The 19,458-nt window shown below is 66.0% G+C and carries 18 protein-coding genes, 1 pseudogene and 1 riboswitch; of the genes and pseudogenes, 6 read left to right on the top strand and 13 right to left on the bottom strand.

What is annotated here, in order from left to right:
* Positions 1–204: 204 nt before the first annotated feature.
* Positions 205–819, top strand: a complete 615-nt coding sequence (locus OKW29_RS32630; RefSeq protein ID WP_184022950.1) for a glutathione S-transferase C-terminal domain-containing protein — start codon at positions 205–207, stop codon at positions 817–819.
* A gap of 82 nt (positions 820–901) precedes the next feature.
* Here the strand turns inward: OKW29_RS32630 and lnt are convergent, their stop codons facing one another.
* The 7 genes from lnt to OKW29_RS32595 form a co-directional block, all read right to left on the bottom strand.
* The gene (gene lnt, locus OKW29_RS32625) at positions 902–2,659 is read right to left on the bottom strand and encodes an apolipoprotein N-acyltransferase (RefSeq protein WP_429293914.1); all 1,758 of its coding nucleotides are present in this window, start codon (positions 2,657–2,659) and stop codon (positions 902–904) included.
* A gap of 131 nt (positions 2,660–2,790) precedes the next feature.
* The gene (locus OKW29_RS32620; RefSeq protein ID WP_429293913.1) at positions 2,791–3,696 is read right to left on the bottom strand and encodes an HlyC/CorC family transporter; all 906 of its coding nucleotides are present in this window, start codon (positions 3,694–3,696) and stop codon (positions 2,791–2,793) included.
* A 218-nt stretch (positions 3,697–3,914) separates the two neighbouring features.
* Positions 3,915–4,574, bottom strand: a complete 660-nt coding sequence (locus OKW29_RS32615) for a gamma-glutamylcyclotransferase (protein WP_429293912.1) — start codon at positions 4,572–4,574, stop codon at positions 3,915–3,917.
* Between the two features lie 41 nt (positions 4,575–4,615).
* Positions 4,616–5,077 carry an rRNA maturation RNase YbeY gene (ybeY, locus tag OKW29_RS32610; protein ID WP_184022954.1) on the bottom strand — a complete coding sequence of 154 codons (462 nt, stop codon included), beginning with the start codon at positions 5,075–5,077 and terminating at the stop codon, positions 4,616–4,618.
* Positions 5,078–5,162: 85 nt separating this feature from the next.
* Positions 5,163–6,245, bottom strand: a complete 1,083-nt coding sequence (locus OKW29_RS32605) for a PhoH family protein (RefSeq protein ID WP_429293911.1) — start codon at positions 6,243–6,245, stop codon at positions 5,163–5,165.
* A 43-nt stretch (positions 6,246–6,288) separates the two neighbouring features.
* On the bottom strand, positions 6,289–7,674 hold the full coding sequence (miaB, locus tag OKW29_RS32600; protein WP_187628193.1) for a tRNA (N6-isopentenyl adenosine(37)-C2)-methylthiotransferase MiaB: 1,386 nt from the start codon (positions 7,672–7,674) through the stop codon (positions 6,289–6,291).
* A 132-nt stretch (positions 7,675–7,806) separates the two neighbouring features.
* Positions 7,807–8,772 (bottom strand): LysR family transcriptional regulator, encoded by a 966-nt coding sequence (locus OKW29_RS32595; RefSeq protein ID WP_429293910.1) that lies wholly within the window; start codon positions 8,770–8,772, stop codon positions 7,807–7,809.
* A gap of 110 nt (positions 8,773–8,882) precedes the next feature.
* Between OKW29_RS32595 and OKW29_RS32590 the strand changes: the two are divergent.
* The 4 genes and pseudogenes from OKW29_RS32590 (at position 8,883) to ribB (ending at position 12,509) form a co-directional block, all read left to right on the top strand.
* Positions 8,883–9,289, top strand: a pseudogene (locus OKW29_RS32590) (VOC family protein).
* Positions 9,290–9,315: 26 nt separating this feature from the next.
* Entirely contained in the window at positions 9,316–10,482 is a 1,167-nt protein-coding gene (locus OKW29_RS32585) for an MFS transporter (protein WP_429293909.1), read from the top strand.
* A 130-nt stretch (positions 10,483–10,612) separates the two neighbouring features.
* Complete coding sequence (locus OKW29_RS32580) at positions 10,613–11,320, top strand: helix-turn-helix domain-containing protein (protein ID WP_429293908.1); 708 nt, start codon at positions 10,613–10,615, stop codon at positions 11,318–11,320.
* Between the two features lie 138 nt (positions 11,321–11,458).
* Positions 11,459–11,642: riboswitch (FMN riboswitch) on the top strand.
* A gap of 147 nt (positions 11,643–11,789) precedes the next feature.
* Positions 11,790–12,509 (top strand): 3,4-dihydroxy-2-butanone-4-phosphate synthase, encoded by a 720-nt coding sequence (gene ribB / locus OKW29_RS32575; protein ID WP_429293907.1) that lies wholly within the window; start codon positions 11,790–11,792, stop codon positions 12,507–12,509.
* A 95-nt stretch (positions 12,510–12,604) separates the two neighbouring features.
* On the opposite strand, the gene OKW29_RS32570 is transcribed toward ribB, so the two are convergent.
* From OKW29_RS32570 to glpD, 3 genes are all read right to left on the bottom strand, one after another.
* A complete protein-coding gene (locus tag OKW29_RS32570) occupies positions 12,605–13,291 on the bottom strand; it encodes an HAD family hydrolase (RefSeq protein ID WP_184022959.1) in 687 nt (228 codons plus the stop codon).
* A gap of 123 nt (positions 13,292–13,414) precedes the next feature.
* Positions 13,415–14,914, bottom strand: coding sequence for a glycerol kinase GlpK (gene glpK / locus OKW29_RS32565; protein WP_184022960.1), 1,500 nt, complete (start codon positions 14,912–14,914; stop codon positions 13,415–13,417).
* A 259-nt stretch (positions 14,915–15,173) separates the two neighbouring features.
* Positions 15,174–16,703, bottom strand: a complete 1,530-nt coding sequence (gene glpD, locus OKW29_RS32560; protein ID WP_429293906.1) for a glycerol-3-phosphate dehydrogenase — start codon at positions 16,701–16,703, stop codon at positions 15,174–15,176.
* A 199-nt stretch (positions 16,704–16,902) separates the two neighbouring features.
* Between glpD and OKW29_RS32555 the strand changes: the two genes are divergently transcribed.
* Positions 16,903–17,277, top strand: coding sequence for a hypothetical protein (locus OKW29_RS32555; RefSeq protein ID WP_184050855.1), 375 nt, complete (start codon positions 16,903–16,905; stop codon positions 17,275–17,277).
* 28 nt (positions 17,278–17,305) lie between these two features.
* Here OKW29_RS32555 and OKW29_RS32550 read toward each other — a convergent pair whose 3' ends face one another.
* The 3 genes from OKW29_RS32550 to OKW29_RS32540 all read right to left on the bottom strand — a co-directional run bounded on the left by OKW29_RS32550 (position 17,306) and on the right by OKW29_RS32540 (position 19,437).
* Positions 17,306–17,959, bottom strand: coding sequence for a TetR/AcrR family transcriptional regulator (locus OKW29_RS32550; protein ID WP_429293905.1), 654 nt, complete (start codon positions 17,957–17,959; stop codon positions 17,306–17,308).
* Positions 17,960–18,153: 194 nt separating this feature from the next.
* On the bottom strand, positions 18,154–18,351 hold the full coding sequence (locus OKW29_RS32545; protein ID WP_167368606.1) for a hypothetical protein: 198 nt from the start codon (positions 18,349–18,351) through the stop codon (positions 18,154–18,156).
* 306 nt (positions 18,352–18,657) lie between these two features.
* Positions 18,658–19,437, bottom strand: a complete 780-nt coding sequence (locus tag OKW29_RS32540) for a DeoR/GlpR family DNA-binding transcription regulator (RefSeq protein ID WP_184022964.1) — start codon at positions 19,435–19,437, stop codon at positions 18,658–18,660.
* Positions 19,438–19,458: the final 21 nt, after the last annotated feature.

Below are 19,458 nucleotides of genomic sequence, written 5' to 3'. Positions count from 1 at the left end.
TTGTAGCGCCGCGATTCTCCTGGCCCCATTCTCGGCGCACGACATTGACTCGCTTTGTGCGGCTCCGGACGGCGCGGCGGCCGCCGTCATGTTGCAATCCGTCCACAGCGGCTCGGCGGGCGGTTCGCGAAGATGCCGCCAGCACGCTCGCGGAAGCCATAGACCACTTATACTTTCGCCGGATTCAGAAAAAGGCAGAAGGTCATGATGAAACTCATCGGTTCGTTCGGCAGCCCGTTCGTGCGCAAAGCACGCATCGTGCTCGCCGATAAGAAGATCGACTACGAACTGGTGCCCGAGAACGTCTGGGCGCCGGATACCCGGATTCACACCTTCAATCCGCTCGGCAAGGTGCCGTGCCTCGTGATGGAAGACGGCGAGGCCGTGTTCGATTCACGCGTGATCTGCGAGTACGTCGATACGCTGTCGCCGGTCGGCAAGCTGATTCCGCCGTCGGGGCGCGAGCGCGTCGCAGTGCGCTGCTGGGAAGCGCTCGCCGACGGCCTGCTCGACGCGGCCGTGCTGATCCGTCTCGAAGGCACGCAGCGCGCGCCCGAGCAGCGCGTGGACGCGTGGCTCGCGCGGCAGCAGCGCAAGATCGACGAAGCGCTGATCGCGATGTCGCAAGGGCTCGGCAGCAAGCCGTGGTGCGCGAGCAATCACTACACGCTGGCCGACATCGCGGTGGGCTGCGCGCTCGGCTATCTGGACTTCCGTATGCCGGAACTGAACTGGCGCGAATCGCATCCGAACCTGGACAAGCACTTCCAGAAGCTGTCGCTGCGGCAGTCGTTCATCGATACGGTGCCGAAGGATTGATGAAGCTCGAACGAGCATGAAAAAAATGCGCCTGCATGTCAGGCGCATTTTTTTTGCGGGTGTCGTGCCTTTGACGTCGGCGTTACCGCTTGCCGTTGCGTCGCCGCGCGAGCCCCGGTCCGAACGCGAAACCGAACGCGAGCAGCAGCGCCGACACCGCGAGCACCGTGTTGTTGCCGCTCGTCACGTAAGGCGTGTTGCCTGAGGTGCCTTGCACGCGCACGTCGAGCGAACCGACCGTGTAGGGCGTCAGGCGCCCGATCACGCGGCCGTTCGCGTCGATCGCGGCGGTCATGCCGGTGTTGGTTGCGCGCAGCATCGGCCGGCCGGTTTCGAGCGAGCGCATGCGCGCGATCTGCAGATGCTGGTCGAGCGCGATCGTGTCGCCGAACCACGCGAGATTGGTCGAGTTGATCAGCACGCCGGCGGGCGTCGCATTCTCGCGCAGCGTGCGCGCGATCTCCTCGCCGAAGATGTCCTCGTAGCAGATGTTCACCGCGACCGGCTGGTTATGCACCATGAACGGCTTTTGTACCGGCGGGCCGGGGAAGAAATCGCCGAGCGGAATGTTCATCAGGTTCACGAACCAGCGGAAGCCCCACGGCACGAATTCGCCGAACGGTACCAGATGGTGCTTGTCGTAGCGATAAATCTCGTGCGAGCCGGGCGTGACGCCGAACAGGCTGTTGGTGTAGTCGACCACCCGGCCGTCCGGCGTGATCGTGCCGCCGATCGCGCCGAACAGCAGCGCGCTGCCGGTCGAATCCGTGAACTGGCGGATCGCGGCCGCGAAGTTCGGCGGAAGCTGCTGCGCGAGCACGGGGATCGCGGTTTCCGGCGTGACGATCAGATCGGCCGGCTTCGACGTGATCATCTGCTGATACTCGTCGACCGCCGCGCGCAAGCCGGCTTCCTCGAACTTCATCTCCTGCTTCACGTTGCCTTGCAACAGCCGCACCGACAGCGGCGCGTTGGCGGGCGTGGTCCACTGCACGAGCGGCAGCAGCAGGCCGATCACGAGCAGCGCGAGCGCGACGCCAGCAGGCACGACGATGGGGGCGACGTGCGTGCCGCGGCCCCGCGCGGCGCGACCGCCGGCGTCATCAGCGGCGCTGGCGTTCGGCTCGAGCGATTCATTCGCCCGCCCGGAGCGCCACGACGGCAGCAGCGCCAGCAACGCCTGCACGATCAACGCGGCCGTCAGCGCAACCATCCAACCGACGCCATATACGCCGACCACCGGCGCAAACCCCGCCAACGGGCCGTCGACCTGCGCATAACCGGTGGCGAGCCACGGAAAGCCGGTGAACACCGTGCCGCGCAGCCATTCGCCGATCGCCCACGCGCTTGCAAAGGCGAGCGCGCCGTGCCAGGTCGGCGAGAATGGCGCGCGCTCGTCGGCCGCGCCGTTGCGCGCATGGCCCGCGCAGAACGACCACACCCCCGCGGCGAGCGCCGGATAGACCGCGAGATACAGGGAGAACAGCACGAGCGCCGTGCCGGCGAGCGGTGCCGGCATGCCACCGTAGTAGTGCATGCTCACGTACAGCCACCAGACCCCGCTCACGAAGTTGCCGAAGCCGAACGCGCCGCCCGTCAGCGCGGCGCTTTTCCAGCCGGTGCTGCGCGTGAGCCACGCGAAGAAGAACACGAAGATCGCGAGTTGCAGCCAGCCGCCATGCGGCGTCGGCGCGAACGACAGCGTATTGGCCGCGCCCGCGGCCAGTGCGACGAGGTAGTGCCAGCGCGGCAGCGCGCGGCTGCGCGTGCCGTCTTCGGTGGAAGCGGGAGCGGGGGCGCTCACGCCGCGGTGCGAACGGGAAGTGATCGGGTCGGCCATTGTCGCGCGGTCGGCGTCGGTAGTTGAAAGGGCAACTCAGTAGGCAAACGAGTTGGCAAATGGAGTTGGCAAATGCGCCGGCAATGAAAGCGCGCGGGCGCTCAGGCCGTGCATCGGCCCGAGCCGCCGGCTCAGGTCTGCGCGTGCTGTGACTCGCGCTCGCGCTCGCCCGCGAGCGGGTCGCGGCGCACCAGCAGCATGTGGATCTGGCGGGCGTCGCCGCGCAGGATCTCGAAGATCAGGTCGTCGAGGCGGACTTTCTCGCCCCGATGCGGCACCCGGCCGAAGTGATGCGTGACCAGCCCGCCGATCGTGTCGACCTCGTCGTCCGAATAATCTGTGCCGAAGGTGTCGTTGAACTGCTCGATCTCGGTCAGCGCGCGCACGCGGAAGCGTCCGTCCGGCGAAGCGATGATGTTGCCGCTCTCCTCGTCGAAATCGTATTCGTCCTCGATGTCGCCGACGATCTGCTCCAGTACGTCTTCGATCGTGATCAGGCCCGCGACGCCGCCATACTCGTCGACGACCACCGCGAGGTGGTTGCGGTTCACGCGGAAGTCGTGCAGCAGCACGTTCAGCCGCTTCGACTCGGGGATGAACACGGCAGGGCGCAGCATGCCGCGCACGTCGAACTCTTCTTCGGCGTAGTAGCGCAGCAGATCTTTCGCGAGCAGCACGCCGATGATGTTGTCGCGATTGCCCTCGTAGACCGGATAGCGCGAATGCGCCTTGTCCAGCACGTAGGGGATGAATTCAGCGGGATTGTCCGCGATGTTGATCGCGTCCATTTGCGCGCGCGGCACCATGATGTCGCGTGCGCTCAGTTCCGACACCTGGAACACGCCTTCGATCATCGACAGCGAGTCGGCGTCGATCAGGTTGCGTTCGTGCGCGTCCTGCAGAATTTCCAGAAGTTCGGCGCGCGAGTCGGGCTCGGGCGAGATGAAGTCGGTCAGGCGCTCGAGCAGCGAGCGCTTTTCCTGCGGTTTGTCGAGTTGACGTCCGGTATGGCGTCGACTGGGATACGTGTCGTTCATGGTAGTGCGCCCGGCGAGACTGGGCGCGCTGTTGCAGAGCGTTAAGGATACACCAGGCGCATGGCGGAACCGTGTCCCGCCGGGCCCGGCGATGAGCGAAGCCAAGGTGAAACGGCCCCGCCGCGACGGCGGAGCGTGGAATCATCCTAACCGATTACGCGGGCAAAAGCGCTCGCCGGCAAAAAAGTCGCGGGTGGGGTTTTGCCGAGATGCCGCGCTCACACGGCCGGCTTGCAACGCGCGAGCAGCGCTTCGAGCGCGCGGTCCGGCATGCCGCTTTCGCGCAGCGCGTGCACGGTGCGGCTCACGTAATCGAAGGTCGTGCCGTAGCGGCCGCTCGCACAGCCCAGCACGGTCTGGATGATGTCGTCGCGCAACTTGCCGGTGTAGCTCGGCACGTCGCGGCGCATCACGAATGCGAGCGCGTCGACGCGCCGGCCGTCCGCGAGCACGCACGGCAGCCACGCGGGACGGTACGAGCCCATCGGCATTTCGCGGCGCCACAGTGCTTCGAGATGCGGCCTCGAGCCATCGGCCGCGAGCCGGAAGGCCATGCCGGTGCACGAGCCGCCGCGATCGAGCGCGAGCACGAGGCCGGGCTGCTCTGGCGTGCCGCGATTGACTCGCGACCACAGATAGAGGCCGCGGTGATAGCCGTGCACCTTCGAGCGCATCGCCTCGGCGGTCGGCAGGCCCGGGTTCCAGATCAGCGAGCCATAGCCGAACAGCCACAGATCGCTTTGGTGGTCCCAGCCGCGCAACGTGGATTCGAGCGACGCGCGCAGTTCGTCGTCCGTCAGGAGCCGCGAGTCGCCGAGCACCGGCGGGTAGTCCGGACAGCGCACGGGGATATCGGCTTCGGGGGACGGAGTGCTCACGGTGGGTTCGGGCGGGCTGGCGTCGAGGAGGGGCGGAACGCCTATTGGTAAGGGTCCGGAAAGCCGAGCTTGCCGAGGATTTCGGTTTCGATAGCTTCCATTTCCTCGGCTTCTTCTTCGACCTCGTGGTCGTAGCCCTGTGCATGCAGCGTGCCGTGCACGAGCAGGTGCGCGTAATGCGCGGCGAGCGGCTTGCCCTGCTCGGCGGCTTCCTTCTCGACCACCGGGCAGCACAGAATCAGATCGCCCGTGACCGGATCATCTTCCGATTCGGCATAGGCGAAGGTCAGCACGTTGGTCGCGTAATCCTTGCCGCGATAGGTGCGATTCAGCGTGCGGCCTTCTTCGGCGTCGACGAACCGAACCGTCAATTCGCCGTCCGCGAACAGCGCCGCCTTGATCCAGCCGGCCACCGTCGCGCGCGGCAGCAGCACCTTGTGTTCCGGCCAGGCTTTGGCGGCGGGGAATTGCAGGCTCAACGTCAGTTTCGGGGTGCGGCTCATGCGGTTTCTATGCGTGGCATTCCTGGCTCAGTCTTTTTTTTTTGCGGCGAGGCGACGCGGGCCTCGCGCTGCGAAGCGCATCGCTTTAGCGCGGATCGACCGCGGCCTGCGACTTCTGCGCATGCGCATCGTACGCCTCCACAATTCGCGCGACTAGCGGATGCCGCACCACGTCCGCGCTCGTGAAACGCGTGAGCGCGATGCCGCGCACGTTCGCGAGCACCTGTTGCGCTTCGATCAGCCCGCTCTTCTGGCCGCGCGGCAGATCGACCTGGGTCGTGTCGCCGGTGACGACCGCCTTCGAGCCGAAGCCGATTCGCGTGAGGAACATCTTCATCTGCTCGGGTGTGGTGTTCTGCGCCTCGTCGAGGATGATGAACGCGTGATTCAGCGTGCGGCCGCGCATGTATGCGAGCGGCGCGATTTCGATCATCTGCCGCTCGAACATCTTCGCGGTTTTGTCGAAGCCGAGCAGGTCGTACAGCGCGTCGTAGAGCGGGCGCAGATACGGATCGACTTTCTGCGCGAGATCGCCCGGCAAAAAGCCGAGCCGCTCGCCCGCCTCGACGGCCGGGCGCGTCAGCACGATGCGTTTGACCTGGTCGCGCTCGAGCGCGTCGACCGCGCAGGCCACCGCGAGATAAGTCTTGCCGGTGCCGGCGGGGCCGACGCCGAACGTGACGTCGTGCGACACGATCTGCTTCAGGTACTCGCGCTGCGCCGGCGTGCGGCCGCGCAGATCCGCGCGTCGCGTGTACAGCTTCGGGCCGTATTCCTCGAAGTCGTCCTCGCTCGCAGTGGCGTCGGCGGGCTGGTCGAACGGGTGATCGGGATTGCCGGCGAAGTGCGCGTCGACGGGGTTGCCATTGCCATTGCCGTTGCCATTCGAACGATGACGCACCGGATGACGCACTTCGACGAGCGCGAGCTGGATGTCGTCGACCGACAAAGGCTCGCGCGCGTTGTTGTAGAAGTTTTCGAGCGCGGTGAGCGCGAGCTTCGCGCCGCGCCCGCGGATCGCGATGCGGTGGCCGCGGCGCTGCAGGGTCACGTCGAGCGCCTGCTCGATCTGCCGCAGATTTTCGTCGAGCGGTCCGCAGAGGTTGGCGAGCCGCGCATTATCTTCGCGCGGTGCGGTGAATTCCAGAGGCTGCTGAGTGGTCTTCAAGGCGGTGAGTCGATCCTGTCGGTTGCGGTACTCGGAATGTCGTTCAATGCGTCGTCGCGGCGCTGTCGTCGTGCACCATCACGAGTTCACCACGCAGCGAGTGTGGATACGCGTGCACGATCTTCACGTCGACCATCTGACCGATCAGCCGTGCATGCGACGCGACCGGCGCCGGGAAATTGACGACGCGGTTGTTCCCGGTGCGGCCCGCGAGCTCGTTCGGGTCCTTGCGCGCCGGGCGCTCGACCAGAATGCGTTCGACCTTGCCGACCATCGCGTCGCTGATGCGCTGCACGTTCTCTTCGATCGTGGCCTGCAGATGTTGCAGGCGCTTGAGCTTCACCTCGCGCGGCGTGTCGTCGTGCAGGTTCGCGGCCGGCGTACCGGGACGCGGGCTGTAGATGAACGAGAAGCTCGTGTCGTACTTCATCTCTTCGACGAGCGCCATCATCTTCGCGAAGTCTTCCTCGGTCTCGCCGGGGAAGCCGACGATCATGTCCGTCGACAGCGACAGGTCCGGGCGAATCGCGCGCAGCTTGCGGATCACCGACTTGTACTCGAGCACGGTGTAGCCGCGCTTCATCGCCATCAGGATGCGGTCGGAGCCGTGCTGCACCGGCAGATGCAGGTGGCTGACGAGCTTCGGCACCTTCGCGTAGGTGTCGATCAGGCGCTGCGTGAATTCCTTCGGATGTGACGTCGTGTAGCGGATCCGTTCGATGCCGGGGATGTCCGCGACGTATTCGATCAGCGTCGCGAAGTCGGCGATCTCGGTCGAACCCACGGTCAGCGCGCCGCCGAATTTTCCACGATAAGCGTTCACGTTCTGGCCGAGCAGCGTGACTTCGCGCACGCCCTGGTCGGCGAGGCCGGCGATTTCGGTCAGCACGTCGTCGAGCGGACGCGACACTTCCTCGCCGCGCGTGTACGGCACGACGCAGTAGCTGCAGTACTTGCTGCAGCCTTCCATGATCGACACGAACGCGCTCGGACCTTCGACGCGCGCCGGCGGCAGGTGATCGAACTTCTCGATTTCGGGAAACGAAATATCGACCTGCGCGCGGCCGCTCGCGCGGCGCTCGTCGATCATCTGCGGCAGGCGGTGCAGCGTTTGCGGACCGAACACGATATCGACGTACGGCGCGCGCGCGACGATCGATGCGCCTTCCTGACTCGCGACGCAGCCACCCACGCCAATGATCAGATTCGGATTCGCGTCCTTCAGTTCGCGTACGCGGCCGAGGTCGGAGAAGACTTTTTCCTGCGCTTTTTCGCGCACCGAGCAGGTATTGAACAGGATCACGTCGGCGTCTTCCGGCGTGTCGGTCTTGACGAGTCCTTCAGCGGCACCGAGCACGTCGACCATCTTGTCGGAGTCGTACTCGTTCATCTGGCAGCCAAAGGTCTTTACATAAACTTTCTTGGTCATCGAATTCCGCCGGTCGCAGTGGTTAACCTGGGGGCGTCGTAAAAAGGTGAAGGAGGCCGCGGCGCGGGGCAGCGCGGAGCGTGATGGCCGGCTTGCGCGTGTCTTTGCAGCGTAACTGCATATTATAGCCCTTCACGCAACGGGGGTTTCGGCGCTCATTGGCCGGTCCGGCGTCAGTCCCAGCAGGCTTTCCAGTTCATCCGACACCTGCGCGAAGCGCTCGGCGAGGAAATCGAGCAGCACGCGCACGCGCGGCGCCATGAAGCGATTGCGGTGATACAGCGCGTGCAGCGGGGCATCGGGGTAGCGCCATTCCGGCAGCAGGATCTTCAGGCGGCCGGCGCGCAGGTCCGCTTCCACGTCCCACATCGATTTGATCGCGATGCCGTAGCCGCGCAGCGCCCATTCGCGCGCGACCGCGCCGTCGTTGGTCTCGCGCGCCGCTTCGAACGGCACGCTGTAGTGCTGCACCTCGTCACCGCGCGTGAAGCGCCATTCGCTGGCCGGCCCCGATGCGGTGCCGAGCACGATGCAGTCGAAATTGGCGAGGTCGAGCGGGTCCTTCGGCTCGCCGCGACGCCCGACGTATTCGGGTGATGCGCACAGCACCCGCCGGTTCGGCGCGAGCCGGCGCGCGACCAGCGAGCTGTCCTGCGGCACGCCGAAGCGGATCGCCAGATCGATGTCCTCCTGCACGAGATTGGCCAGCGCATCCGACAGCGTCAACGCGAACGTCACGTCCGGGTACAGCGCGTTGAATTCGTCGAGCCAGTGCATCAGCAGGTTGCGGCCGAAGTCCGAGGTCGCCGACACCCGCACCTTGCCGCGCACGACGCCTTGGCCCGCTTGCAGCGCGGCTTCGGCGTCGTCCAGCGATTGCAGCGCCTGGCGGCAGCAGTTCAGGTAGAGGCGGCCTTCGTCGGTGAGCCGTAGCTGCCGCGTGGTGCGCTCGAACAGGCGCGCTTTGAGCCTCGCTTCCAGTTTCGCGAGCCGCGCGCTCGCCGCGGCGGGTGTCAGGCCCATCTTGCGGCCCGCCGCCGACAGGCTGCCTTGCTGCGCCGCTTCGACGAAGAGGCGGATGTCGCCGAGGTTATCCATCGCTGGCTTTCAAGCAGAATTTGAAAATGCTTCAAATGCTACGCCAATTATCAAATTGGCGTCACGCCGCGACAATGCAGCCGTCGAAACCTCCGCTGCTGTCCTTCGTCATGCAACTCGATCACGCGACCATCGTCACCGCCGACCTCGATTCCGCCCGGCGTTTCTTCGTCGACATCGCCGGGTTCACCGAAGGCGCGCGCCTGCCGTTTTCCGTCGACGACTACTGGCTGTACGCAAGCGGCCGCCCGGTAGTGCATCTGATCGCCGCGCCGGCTTCCGGCGCGGCGTGCCGCGTCATGCCGCGCATCGATCACATCGCCTTTCGGCTCGATAGCGCCGGCGAACGGCAAGCGTTGCTCGAGCGGCTAGACGCGCACGACATCGGCTATCAGACCGCCAGGTGCCGGCGAGCGCCGTGCAACCGGAGCAGCGGCAGCTGTTCGTCGCGCTCGCGCCGGGCGTCGTCATCGAATTCGTGACGGCGGCGCGCCAGGCCCTTCAACCCAAACCCTGATCCCACCTCATTCCCGGAGCGGAAAAATGCCCATTCCATTAATCGCGCTCGCGATTAGCGCATTCGCCATCGGTACCACCGAATTCGTCATCATGGGCCTGTTGCCCGAAGTGGCGCGCGATCTGGCCGTGTCGATCCCGTCCGCGGGCCTGCTCGTCAGCGGCTATGCGCTCGGCGTCGCGGTCGGCGCGCCACTGCTCGCGGTAATCACGAGCAGGATGTCGCGCAAGTTCGCGCTGCAGCTGCTGATGGGCGTGTTCATCGTCGGCAATGTGTTGTGCGCGGTGGCGCCGGGCTATTCGGTGCTGATGATCGCGCGCGTCGTGACCTCGTTCGCGCACGGCTCGTTCTTCGGCATCGGCGCGGTGGTCGCGGCCTCGCTCGTGCCGGCCGAAAAGCGCGCGAGCGCGATCGCGCTGATGTTCACGGGCCTAACGCTCGCGAACGTGCTCGGTGTGCCGTTCGGCACCTTCATCGGCCAGCAGTTCGGCTGGCGCGCGGCGTTCTGGATCGTCAGCGGCTTCGGCGTGCTGTCGCTCGCGGGCATCAGCGCGCTGGTGCCGAACCGCCACGACACCGGCCCCGCCGGCCTTGCCCACGAAGTGCGCGTGCTGCAAGACCCGCAAGTGTGGAGCGCCCTCGCGATGACGGTGCTCGGCTTCGGGGGCGTGTTCGTCGTGTTCACCTATATCGCGCCGATCCTCGAGCAGGTGAGCGGCTTTTCGCCGCGCGGCGTGACGCTGATCCTCGTGCTGTTCGGCGTGGGCCTGACGGTCGGCAACATGGTCGGCGGCAAGCTTGCGGACCGCGCGCTGATGCCGTCGCTGATGGGCATTCTCGCCGCGCTCGCGGTCGTGATGGCGATCTTCGCGCGCACCAGCCATTCGCAAGCGGCTGCCGCGATCACGGTGTTCGTGTGGGGCATCGCGGCGTTCGCGACGGTGCCCCCGTTGCAGATGCGCGTGGTCGAGAAGGCGGCCGCCGCGCCGAATCTCGCATCGACGCTGAACATCGGCGCGTTCAACGTCGGCAATGCGGCGGGTGCGTGGCTCGGCGGTCTCGTGATCAATCACGGTCACGCGCTCGATACCTTGCCGTGGGTCGCGGCCGCGGTCAGCGTCGCCGCGCTGCTGCTGACGTGGTTCGCGGCGCGCATGGATGCGCCGGCGCGCGCGCTCGCGCAAAGCGCGTGAGTCGTCAGTTGCTTGCCTCCGCAATGCTGATAACAGTGTGAAGATAACTTCGTTGGGCGCGGCCAAAGCCGATGCTATCTTGCTTCCACTTACTGCTCTTGCGCCGCCTGGCGGCGCTCTGGAGGCCAATATGCATTCGCCGCTCGCGCTGGTCCGCGATCCCTCTGCCGATGCCGACACCGACGCGGCGCCGCGCTCCGCCGAACCCTTCGATGCGCTCGAACAGCTGGTCGGCGTGAATCTGGCGCGGCTGCGCGCCGAACGGCAGCTTTCGCTCGATGCGCTGGCGCGCGCGTCAGGCGTGTCGCGCGCCATGCTCGCGCAGATCGAATCGGCGCGCAGCGTGCCGTCGATCAAGGTGCTGTGCAAGGTGGCGGCGGCGCTGAAGGTGTCGGTGGCGGCGTTCCTGCGGCGTCACGCGACCAACGGCTTCGAGCATCTGCCGGCCGAGCGCTCGGCCCGCGTGGTCAGCGCGAACGGTCGCTACTCGGTGCGCCCGCTCTATCCCGACGACGAGTCGATCGCCGCCGAGTTTCACGAACTGCGGATCGCCCCGCTGCATACCGAAGCGGGCGTGCGCCGCGCGCCTGGCACGACGGTGAATCTGGTGGTCAGCGACGGTACGCTCGAAGTCAGCGTGCACGACCAGCGTCAACTGCTCGCGACCGGCGACGCGCTCGTGTTCGACGCCGACCAGCCGCACAGCCTGCGCAATCCCGGCGACACCGAGGCGCGCGCGTTTCGCGTGACGCTGCGGGCTGAGACGCCGCCGCGCTGGGAAGTGCCGGCCGCGGGCGCCGCACGCGACGAAGCCGCACGCGAAGGTGTGCCGGGTTGAGAATCGACGGCGTCCGAGGTTCAAGCGCGGGTCAGGGCGTCGATGCAGGTCAAATGCAGTGAGTAGGGTCTTTGTTCGTCGCGCTGCAGCGCTCGCGCGACTGTTGTATGCTTCGCCCGCCGGTCGAACCGGCAATCAGTGCGTCTTCAGGGCGGGGTGAAATTCCCCACCGGCGGTGGGCCGGCAGCGCGACAGCGCGAGCCGGCAAGCCCGCGAGCGCCCGCATCGCTTAGCCTTCGGCATAGCGGGGACAGGAGCGGGGTCAGCAGATCTGGTCAGAAGCCAGAGCCGACGGTCATAGTCCGGATGGAAGAAGATGTGCAGATAGTCATGTGCGTTCCGCGACGCCGCCTGTAGCCGGGTGGCGTATCAGCGTCCGCTTCCGCGCGGCGCCTGGGCGGCGCGTGCCAGTCTGTTTGCAATGCCCTGAAACGTTTCTCGCCCAACTTTTGCGATGAGCGTTTCAACCATGTCCTTTGCTACTTTTCCTGCTCCGTCGACGATTGCAGACGATGCCTTCGCCGATCTCCCGCTGCTTGCCACCGAAGCCGTTCCGCCGCGTATCGCCGCCGCCTTGCAGGCGCTGCGCGAGGGCCGCGCCGTGGTGCTGCAGGACGACCACGACCGCGAGAACGAAGCCGATCTGATCGTCGCGGCCGAGCGCCTGTCGGTCGAAACGATGGCGCTGGTGATCCGGGAATGCAGCGGCATCGTCTGCCTGTGCCTGCCCGACGACAAGATCCGCGCGCTCGAACTGCCGCCGATGGCCGTCAACAACGAAAGCCGTCACGGCACCGCGTTCACGGTGTCGATCGAAGCGCGCGAAGGCGTCAGCACCGGCGTGTCCGCGCAGGATCGCGTGACCACGATCCGCGCCGCGATCGCCGATACGGCCAAACCCGCCGACATCGTGCGCCCCGGCCACGTGTTCCCGCTGCGCGCGATGCCGGGCGGCGTGCTGGCGCGGCGCGGCCACACCGAAGGCACCGTCGATCTGACGATTCTCGCGGGCCTGAAGCCGGCCGGCGTGCTGTGCGAACTGATGAACGCCGACGGCACGATGACGCGCGGCGCGGACGTCGAGCGCTTCGCCGCGCAACATGATCTGCCGATGCTGACGATCGCCGAGCTGGTCGAGTTTCGCGAGTCGCTCGCGCAGGTGCGCGAGGGCGCGATGGCCGAGGCTTGACGGGCCATCCATCGAGCGGCACGCGACGCCATGACGCAAAAAAGCCGGTTCTTCTTCCGAAGAACCGGCTTTTTTATCGGCGTTGCGCAAAACCGCTACGACTGCACGTCGCCGAATTCGCCGCGCACGCCCGCCTCGATGAGCGCCGGCAGTTCATCCATATGCTTGATGATTCGCGTGATACCCATCGCGCGCAGCGCATCCGCGTAGCCGTCCGGAATATGGCTCGCGCCGACGAACGCGATCGTCTTCATGCCTGCCGCACGCGCCGCGTTCAAACCCGCGACGCTGTCCTCGACGACGAGGCAACGCGCCGGCACGACGCCAAGCGTCGTGGCCGCGAACAGATAGACGTCCGGATACGGCTTCGGCCGCGCGACCTGCTCGGCGCTGAACACGCGCTCGCCGAAAATCTGCTGCAGACCCGCGCGCCGTACCGATGCGGCGACGCGCGACATACGGCTGTTCGACACGACCGCAGCCGGCAGCGTCACGCGTTGCAGCGCGTCGCGCACGCCGTGGATCGGACCGAGCGACGCGGCGAGCGCGAGCTCGACATGGTGCTCGATCGTGTCGAGGAAGTTCACAGGCAGCGTGATGTCGAACTGCGTTTCGAGGCCGGCGAGAAAGCGCGAGGTTTGCTGGCCGAACGCGGTTTTGACGACGGGGGCGAAATCGATGCCGGGGAAGGTGGCCGTCAGCGTGTCGAACATCACGCGATCGGCGATGACTTCACTGTCGACGAGCACGCCGTCGCAGTCACAGATGAGGTGGTCGATCATGCCTGAAAAACGGTAAGCGCAAAGCGCGCGGGCGGCGGGTTGCGGGCCCGCGCGCCGGGATGAAAAGCGTCATCATACGTACTTTCGGACCGCGTCCTTTTGGCGTTCTGCGCGCCCGCGACCTTACGGCGTATCGGCCCAGGCCTTCGCCGCGCGGATCGCGCGCTGCCAGCCATCGAGGCAGGTCCTGACCTCCGCATGCGGTAGCGCCGGCGTGAAGCGGTGCTCGAGCTTCCACTGGCTTTTCAACTCGTCGATGTCCTTCCAGTAGCCCACCGCAAGACCGGCCAGATAGGCGGCGCCGAGTGCGGTGGTCTCGGACACCTGGGGGCGCACCGTGTCGACGCCGAGGATGTCGGCCTGGAACTGCATCAGCAGATTGTTCGCGCAGGCGCCGCCATCCACGCGCAACTCGCCGATGCGAATGCCCGAGTCGGCTTCCATCGCCTTCAGCACGTCGAGCGATTGATAGGCGATCGAATCGAGCGCCGCGCGCGCGATATGCGCGGAGGTCGTGCCGCGCGTGACGCCGAACAGCGTGCCGCGCGCATGCGCGTTCCAGTGCGGCGCGCCGAGGCCGGCGAACGCGGGCACGAGATACACGCCGTCGCAATGCGGCACGCCGCGTGCGAGCGTTTCGATTTCCGCCGCGTTCCTGATGATGCCGAGGCCGTCGCGCAGCCACTGCACCACGGCGCCGCCGATGAAGATGCTGCCTTCGAGCGCGTAGTCGATACGCTCGCCGATCTGCCAGGCGATCGTCGTGACGAGATTGTTGTTCGATTCGATCGGTTTGGCGCCCGTGTTCATCACGAGGAAGCAGCCGGTGCCGTAGGTGTTCTTGACCATGCCGGACTCGGTGCACATCTGGCCGAACAGCGCGGCGTGCTGATCGCCGGCGATGCCCGCGAGTGGAATCTTCGACGCGAACACGGTGGTCACCGTCGGCCCGTACACCTCCGACGACGGCCGTACTTCCGGCAGCATGCTGCGCGGAATGTCGAGCGCGGCGAGCAGTTCGTCGTCCCACTTCAGGGTGTGGATGTTGAACAGCATCGTGCGCGACGCGTTGGTCACGTCGGTGACGTGCAGCGCGCCCTTCGTGAAATTCCACATCAGCCAGCTGTCGACGGTGCCGAACGCGAGCCGGCCCTGACGCGCTTTTTCGCGCGCGCCTTCGACGTTGTCGAGAATCCAGCGGATTTTGGTCGCCGAGAAATACGAGTCGATCGGCAAGCCGGTCTTCGCGCGCACGCTCGCTTCGAGACCCTGCGCTTTCAGGTCGTCGCAGAAGTCGGCGGTGCGGCGGTCCTGCCAGACAATCGCGTTGTAGATCGGGTGGCCGGTTTCGCGATCCCACACGATCGTGGTTTCGCGCTGGTTCGTGATGCCGATCGCGGCGATCGACGTGCCGTTCATGCCGGCTCGCGTGACCGCCTCGGCGGCGACGCCGGCCTGCGTCGACCAGATTTCCTGCGGATCGTGCTCGACCCAGCCCGGGTGCGGGTAGATCTGCTGGAATTCCTTTTGTGCGGTCGACACGACGTTGCCGCGCCGGTCGAACAGCATCGCGCGCGAGCTGGTGGTGCCTTGGTCAAGCGCGAGAACGTACTGATCCAGCATTGTCTCTTCTCCATGCATGTTACGGATCGCCGGATTGCTGGCCGGCGATGCGAGCGGCGTGTTGTCGTGAGCGGGCCGCCATAGTGTGAGGGCGCGTGCCGGTGTCGTCCAGCCGAAGCTGCGGTGGGGCCGGCCCGGGACGCGCGGATGGTGTGCGCCGTTTATACGGGCTCGCGCCGTTTGCTTCACCCGGCATTGGCGCCGCGTTGTGTTTGCAGCCGCTTTTGTCGGGGCATGCCAGTTTGCCCGGCCGGGCCGCCTACGCGTTCTGCCGGGCCGGTTCGCGCGCGAACCACGCGTCGATATCGCGCGTAACCTCATCGAGCGTGCCCGGCTCGACGTGCAGGCCGAGCTTCGAGCGCCGCCACAGCACGTCCTGCGCGGTGCGCGCCCATTCGGTATCGCGCAGATAAACCAGCTCGGCTTCGTGCAGTCCCGGCGCGAACTCGCGACCGAGCTCGGCGCGCGAGCGCGCGAGGCCGATCACGCGATTCGCGCGCGTGCCATACGCGCGCGCGAGCCGATGCGCGAGCGACGCCGGCAGCCACGCATGCTCGCGCGAGAATTCTCCGAGGAAGCGATTGAAGTTCGCCTGTGCGATGTCGCCGCCCGGCAGCGGCGCGTCGACGGTCCACGCGGACCCGCCGTGGCGCAGCGCGTCGGTGAGCGTATCGACGGCCTGCTCGGCGAGCTTGCGAAACGTCGTGATCTTGCCGCCGAACACCGACAGCAGCGGCGCCTGTTCCGCGGGCGCGTCGAGTTCGAGCGAGTAGTCGCGCGTGACCGCCGACGGATTGTCCGCGTTCTCGTCCTCCAGCAGCGGGCGTACGCCCGAATAGCTCCAGCGCACGTCGGCCGGCGAGATCTTCTGCCTGAAGTAGCGGTTGATCGAATCGCACAGATACTGCGTTTCGTTGGCGTCGATCGCGACTTGCGACGGGTCGCCGCGATATTCGAGGTCGGTGGTGCCGATCAGCGTGTAGTCGTGCTCGTAGGGAATCGCGAAGATGATCCGCTTATCGGCGTTCTGGAAGATGTACGCGTGGTCGTGCTCGAACAGGCGCCGCGTGACGATGTGGCTGCCCTTGACGAGCCGCACGCTATGCGCCGATGGCCGGCCGAGCGCGCCCTTCAGCAGCTCGCCGACCCACGGGCCCGCCGCGTTCGCGATCGCGGCGGCGCGCACGTCGAGCGTCGTGCCGTCCGCGCGTTGCAGTTGCGCGCGCCACTCGCCGCCGGCGCGCTCTGCGTTGACCAGCTTCGTGCGCGTGAGGATCGTCGCGCCGCGCTCGTGCGCGTCGAGCGCGTTCAGGACGACGAGGCGCGCGTCGTTGACCCAGCCGTCCGAATAAACGAAGCCGCGCTTGATCGTTTCGACGAGCGGCGCGCCGGCCGGATGCCGGCTCATCACGATGCCGCGCGAGCCCGGCAGCAGCTCACGTTTGGCCAGATGGTCGTACAGGAACAGACCCGCGCGGATCAGCCAGGCGGGGCGCAGATCCGGCATATGCGGCATCACGAAGCGCAGCGGCCAGATGATGTGCGGCGCCGCGCGCAGCAGCGTCTCGCGCTCCTGCAGCGCCTTGCGCACGAGCCCGAACTCGCGGTACTCGAGGTAGCGCAGGCCGCCGTGGATCAGCTTGGTACTCGCCGACGAGGTGTGCGCGGCCAGATCGTCCTGCTCGCACAGCAGCACCGCCAGGCCGCGGCCGGCCGCGTCGCGGGCGATGCCGGCGCCGTTGATCCCGCCACCGACGACGAGCAAATCGTATTTCGTGCCTTGCGTCACCTGGTGAGCCTCTGCATCGAATCTGGGAGTAAGTTGGAAAGCTAATTGAACCAATCATGTTCGTTTTCGAACTTTAATGAACATATTCGAAAAAGTAAAGTTCGCTTCGACCCGAGCGAGCCTGGGTCGAATGGCACGGGAGTGGCACAACGCGCGACCGCGGACGATACTCCCGGTAGCAGCTATTTCGAGGTGATGTATGCGTGGACTTTTGATGATCGGCGCGGCGGCGCTGCTGGCGGGATGCGTGAGTACGCCGAGTCTGGAAGGGACGAGGGGCGCAACGTCGTTCGAGGCGTTACAGAAGATGTGCTCGCCGCAAACCGTCGACTACGGCAGCGACGCGCAGAACGTCTATGAGACGTTCTTCGATGCCTATGTGGCGAACCGGCGCGGCCGGCTGTCGAACGACGACTTCTGCGCGTTCCAGGCATCGATCGCGCAGCGCCATGCGAGCGAGGCGACGAGCAGCGATCCGAAGGTGCGCAACCAGTGGGTCGAGTTCTTCAACGAGCAGCGCGCAAGGGCGATCAGCTGGCGTGCGAGTGCCGATCCGACCTTGCGTAACGGGTAAGCAGCAGCGGGTTGACCGGCGAGCCGGTTCACTTGTGCGGCGCCGACGCTCCGCGCCACAGCATGCGCAAAAGCTGCGCGAACACGGCTTCACGTGATGGCTGCGGCGCTCCGTCGCCGGCGGAATCGGCCTGTTGCGCCGCCGACGGCGGTAGCTGGTTCGCGAGCGCAAGCATCGTGAAGCCGTGCAGGCTCGTCCAGTACGCATAGCCGATCAGGCGCGGATCGCCTTCGAGAATACCCGCCTCGACGAGCCGCTCGAAGTGCGCTTCCAGCAGACGCCACGCGCGCTGCGACGCCGCGGCCAGTTCAGGGTAAGCGCCTTGCTGTTGCGGCGTCTGATCGAACATCAAGCGGTAGGCGTGCGGTTCATCGAGCGCGAAGTCGACGTAGGCCCGGCCGACGGCGCTGTGATCGATGGCGGGGGCGTTCGCGGGGATGCCGCGCGCGGCCGCTTCGAGGCGCGCGGCGAAGCGGTTGAACGCGGCGGCGCGGACCATCGCCAGAATTTCTTCCTTGTCGCGGAAATAGCGATACGGTGTCATCGCGCTGCAGCCGAGCTCCTTCGCCAGCTCGCGCATCGTCACGCCTTGCGCGCCGCGGGTCGCAAATGCGTTTTCGGCGACGCGTCGCATGGCTTCGCGAAACTGCTGGATGTCGTCGGCGGAGAGCGTCTTGGGCATGCGCGAGGGCGGGGAAGTCCGTCGCGTGAATTTACTGTGTAAATGAGATGCGCACAACAAAGGGCCGCGAAGGCGGCCCGCTGTCAGGGAATTGAACGATACGAGCCCCGCAGTCGCGAGCGAAGCGCGCGGCGCATCCGCCAGGGCGGCGCGGATACGCCGCCAACGGCTCTCGGATCGAACGACAGGGAATCTCAGGAAAAACGTTTGATGGCCCGCAATGCGGTGTCGCCGGTTTCGGTCACGCGCCATTCTTCGTTGCCCGATGCGAGGCGTTCGAGTTGCACCAGTTGGCGTTCGAGCAACGCATCGAGTTCTTCTCGGTCCATTTCGACCTGGTTGGGGGCGTCCTTGACGAGTAACAACGTGGCGAATTCATGCGGACTCAGCATCGTTCTCTCCATGTCAGCAAATTGCGGACAGCCTTGCAGTCGACCGGCAGGCCGGGGCGGGGTCCGCTAAGGATCAGGGCGGGAGGTACGGCTTACACGACAGATTCACAAACCGACGCCGTGCGAAACTCGCAACGCACGTTGGGGAACTGGAGTGTAGGCGAGCACCGATGAAACGCCAACCTGGTCCCCGTAAATTTTCCATTTGACAATTGGTCGCGCGATAGGCGGTCCGGCCCCGCAGCCAGATTCTTGATTTCACGCGAGGTTTTGCGTGCACCGCAGCATGGCGGAGATCGCCTGGAATTATCCGGCAATATAGATTTGACAATTCGCGGCGTTCAGCGCTTCGGCCATGTCGGCGGCCGGCGCGGCGTCGGTGAACAATGCGTCGATCTGCTCCAGATGTCCCTGGCGAACTAGCGCCGGGCGGCCAAACTTGGAGTGATCCGCGGCGAGGAACACGGTGCGTGCGTGCTCGATGATCGCCTCGGCGACACGCACTTCGCGCGTGTCGAAATCGCGCAGCGTACCGTCCGTTTCGATGCTCGACGTGCCGATGATCGCGAAATCGACTTTGAACTGCCGGATGAAGTCGATCGCCAGTTCACCGACGATGCCCTTATCCCACGGCCGCACGATGCCCCCCGTCACCAGCACTTCGCAATCCGGGTAGCCGCTCATCATGCTCGCGACGTTCAGATTGTTCGTGATCACGCGCAGTCCACGGTGGCGGTTCAGCGCGCGTGCCACTTCCTCGGTGGTCGTGCCGAGGTTGATGAACAGCGATGCCTGATCGGGAATGTGAGTGGCGACTAGCGCCGCGATGCGTCTTTTCTCTTCATGAAACATGCGCTGGCGCGCGGTGTAGGAGACGTTCTCGGAACTGGTCGGCAGACTGGCGCCGCCGTGATAGCGGCGCAGCAGATTCATATCGGCGAGCCAGTTGACGTCGCGGCGGATCGTCTGCGGGGTGACGTCGAAGTGGCTCGCGAGGTCGTCCACGGTCACGAAGCCGTCGCGTTGTACCCATTCCAGCAATTCCTGTTGCCGGGCGTTGAGAGTCAGGCGGGGGTCTCGTGTCATGTGTCTCGGGTGGTGGCTGTC

The sequence above is a fragment of the Paraburkholderia sp. CI3 genome (assembly GCF_050436505.1).
GTDB classification, from domain to species: Bacteria; Pseudomonadota; Gammaproteobacteria; order Burkholderiales; family Burkholderiaceae; genus Paraburkholderia; species Paraburkholderia tuberum.
Note: the sequence above shows the minus strand (reverse complement) of the source record. Positions and strands in the feature narration are given on the sequence as shown.

Coding starts and splice junctions, on each gene's coding strand:
- OKW29_RS32540 (WP_184022964.1), bottom strand. CDS start 19,437: ATGACACGAGACCCCCGCCTGACTCTCAACGCCCGGCAACAGGAATTG.
- OKW29_RS32550 (WP_429293905.1), bottom strand. CDS start 17,959: ATGCCCAAGACGCTCTCCGCCGACGACATCCAGCAGTTTCGCGAAGCC.
- miaB (WP_187628193.1), bottom strand. CDS start 7,674: ATGACCAAGAAAGTTTATGTAAAGACCTTTGGCTGCCAGATGAACGAG.
- ybeY (WP_184022954.1), bottom strand. CDS start 5,077: ATGAGCCGCACCCCGAAACTGACGTTGAGCCTGCAATTCCCCGCCGCC.
- OKW29_RS32595 (WP_429293910.1), bottom strand. CDS start 8,772: ATGGATAACCTCGGCGACATCCGCCTCTTCGTCGAAGCGGCGCAGCAA.
- OKW29_RS32570 (WP_184022959.1), bottom strand. CDS start 13,291: ATGATCGACCACCTCATCTGTGACTGCGACGGCGTGCTCGTCGACAGT.
- OKW29_RS32580 (WP_429293908.1), top strand. CDS start 10,613: ATGCATTCGCCGCTCGCGCTGGTCCGCGATCCCTCTGCCGATGCCGAC.
- ribB (WP_429293907.1), top strand. CDS start 11,790: ATGTCCTTTGCTACTTTTCCTGCTCCGTCGACGATTGCAGACGATGCC.
- OKW29_RS32630 (WP_184022950.1), top strand. CDS start 205: ATGATGAAACTCATCGGTTCGTTCGGCAGCCCGTTCGTGCGCAAAGCA.
- glpK (WP_184022960.1), bottom strand. CDS start 14,914: ATGCTGGATCAGTACGTTCTCGCGCTTGACCAAGGCACCACCAGCTCG.
- OKW29_RS32545 (WP_167368606.1), bottom strand. CDS start 18,351: ATGCTGAGTCCGCATGAATTCGCCACGTTGTTACTCGTCAAGGACGCC.
- OKW29_RS32620 (WP_429293913.1), bottom strand. CDS start 3,696: ATGAACGACACGTATCCCAGTCGACGCCATACCGGACGTCAACTCGAC.
- OKW29_RS32585 (WP_429293909.1), top strand. CDS start 9,316: ATGCCCATTCCATTAATCGCGCTCGCGATTAGCGCATTCGCCATCGGT.
- lnt (WP_429293914.1), bottom strand. CDS start 2,659: ATGGCCGACCCGATCACTTCCCGTTCGCACCGCGGCGTGAGCGCCCCC.
- OKW29_RS32555 (WP_184050855.1), top strand. CDS start 16,903: ATGCGTGGACTTTTGATGATCGGCGCGGCGGCGCTGCTGGCGGGATGC.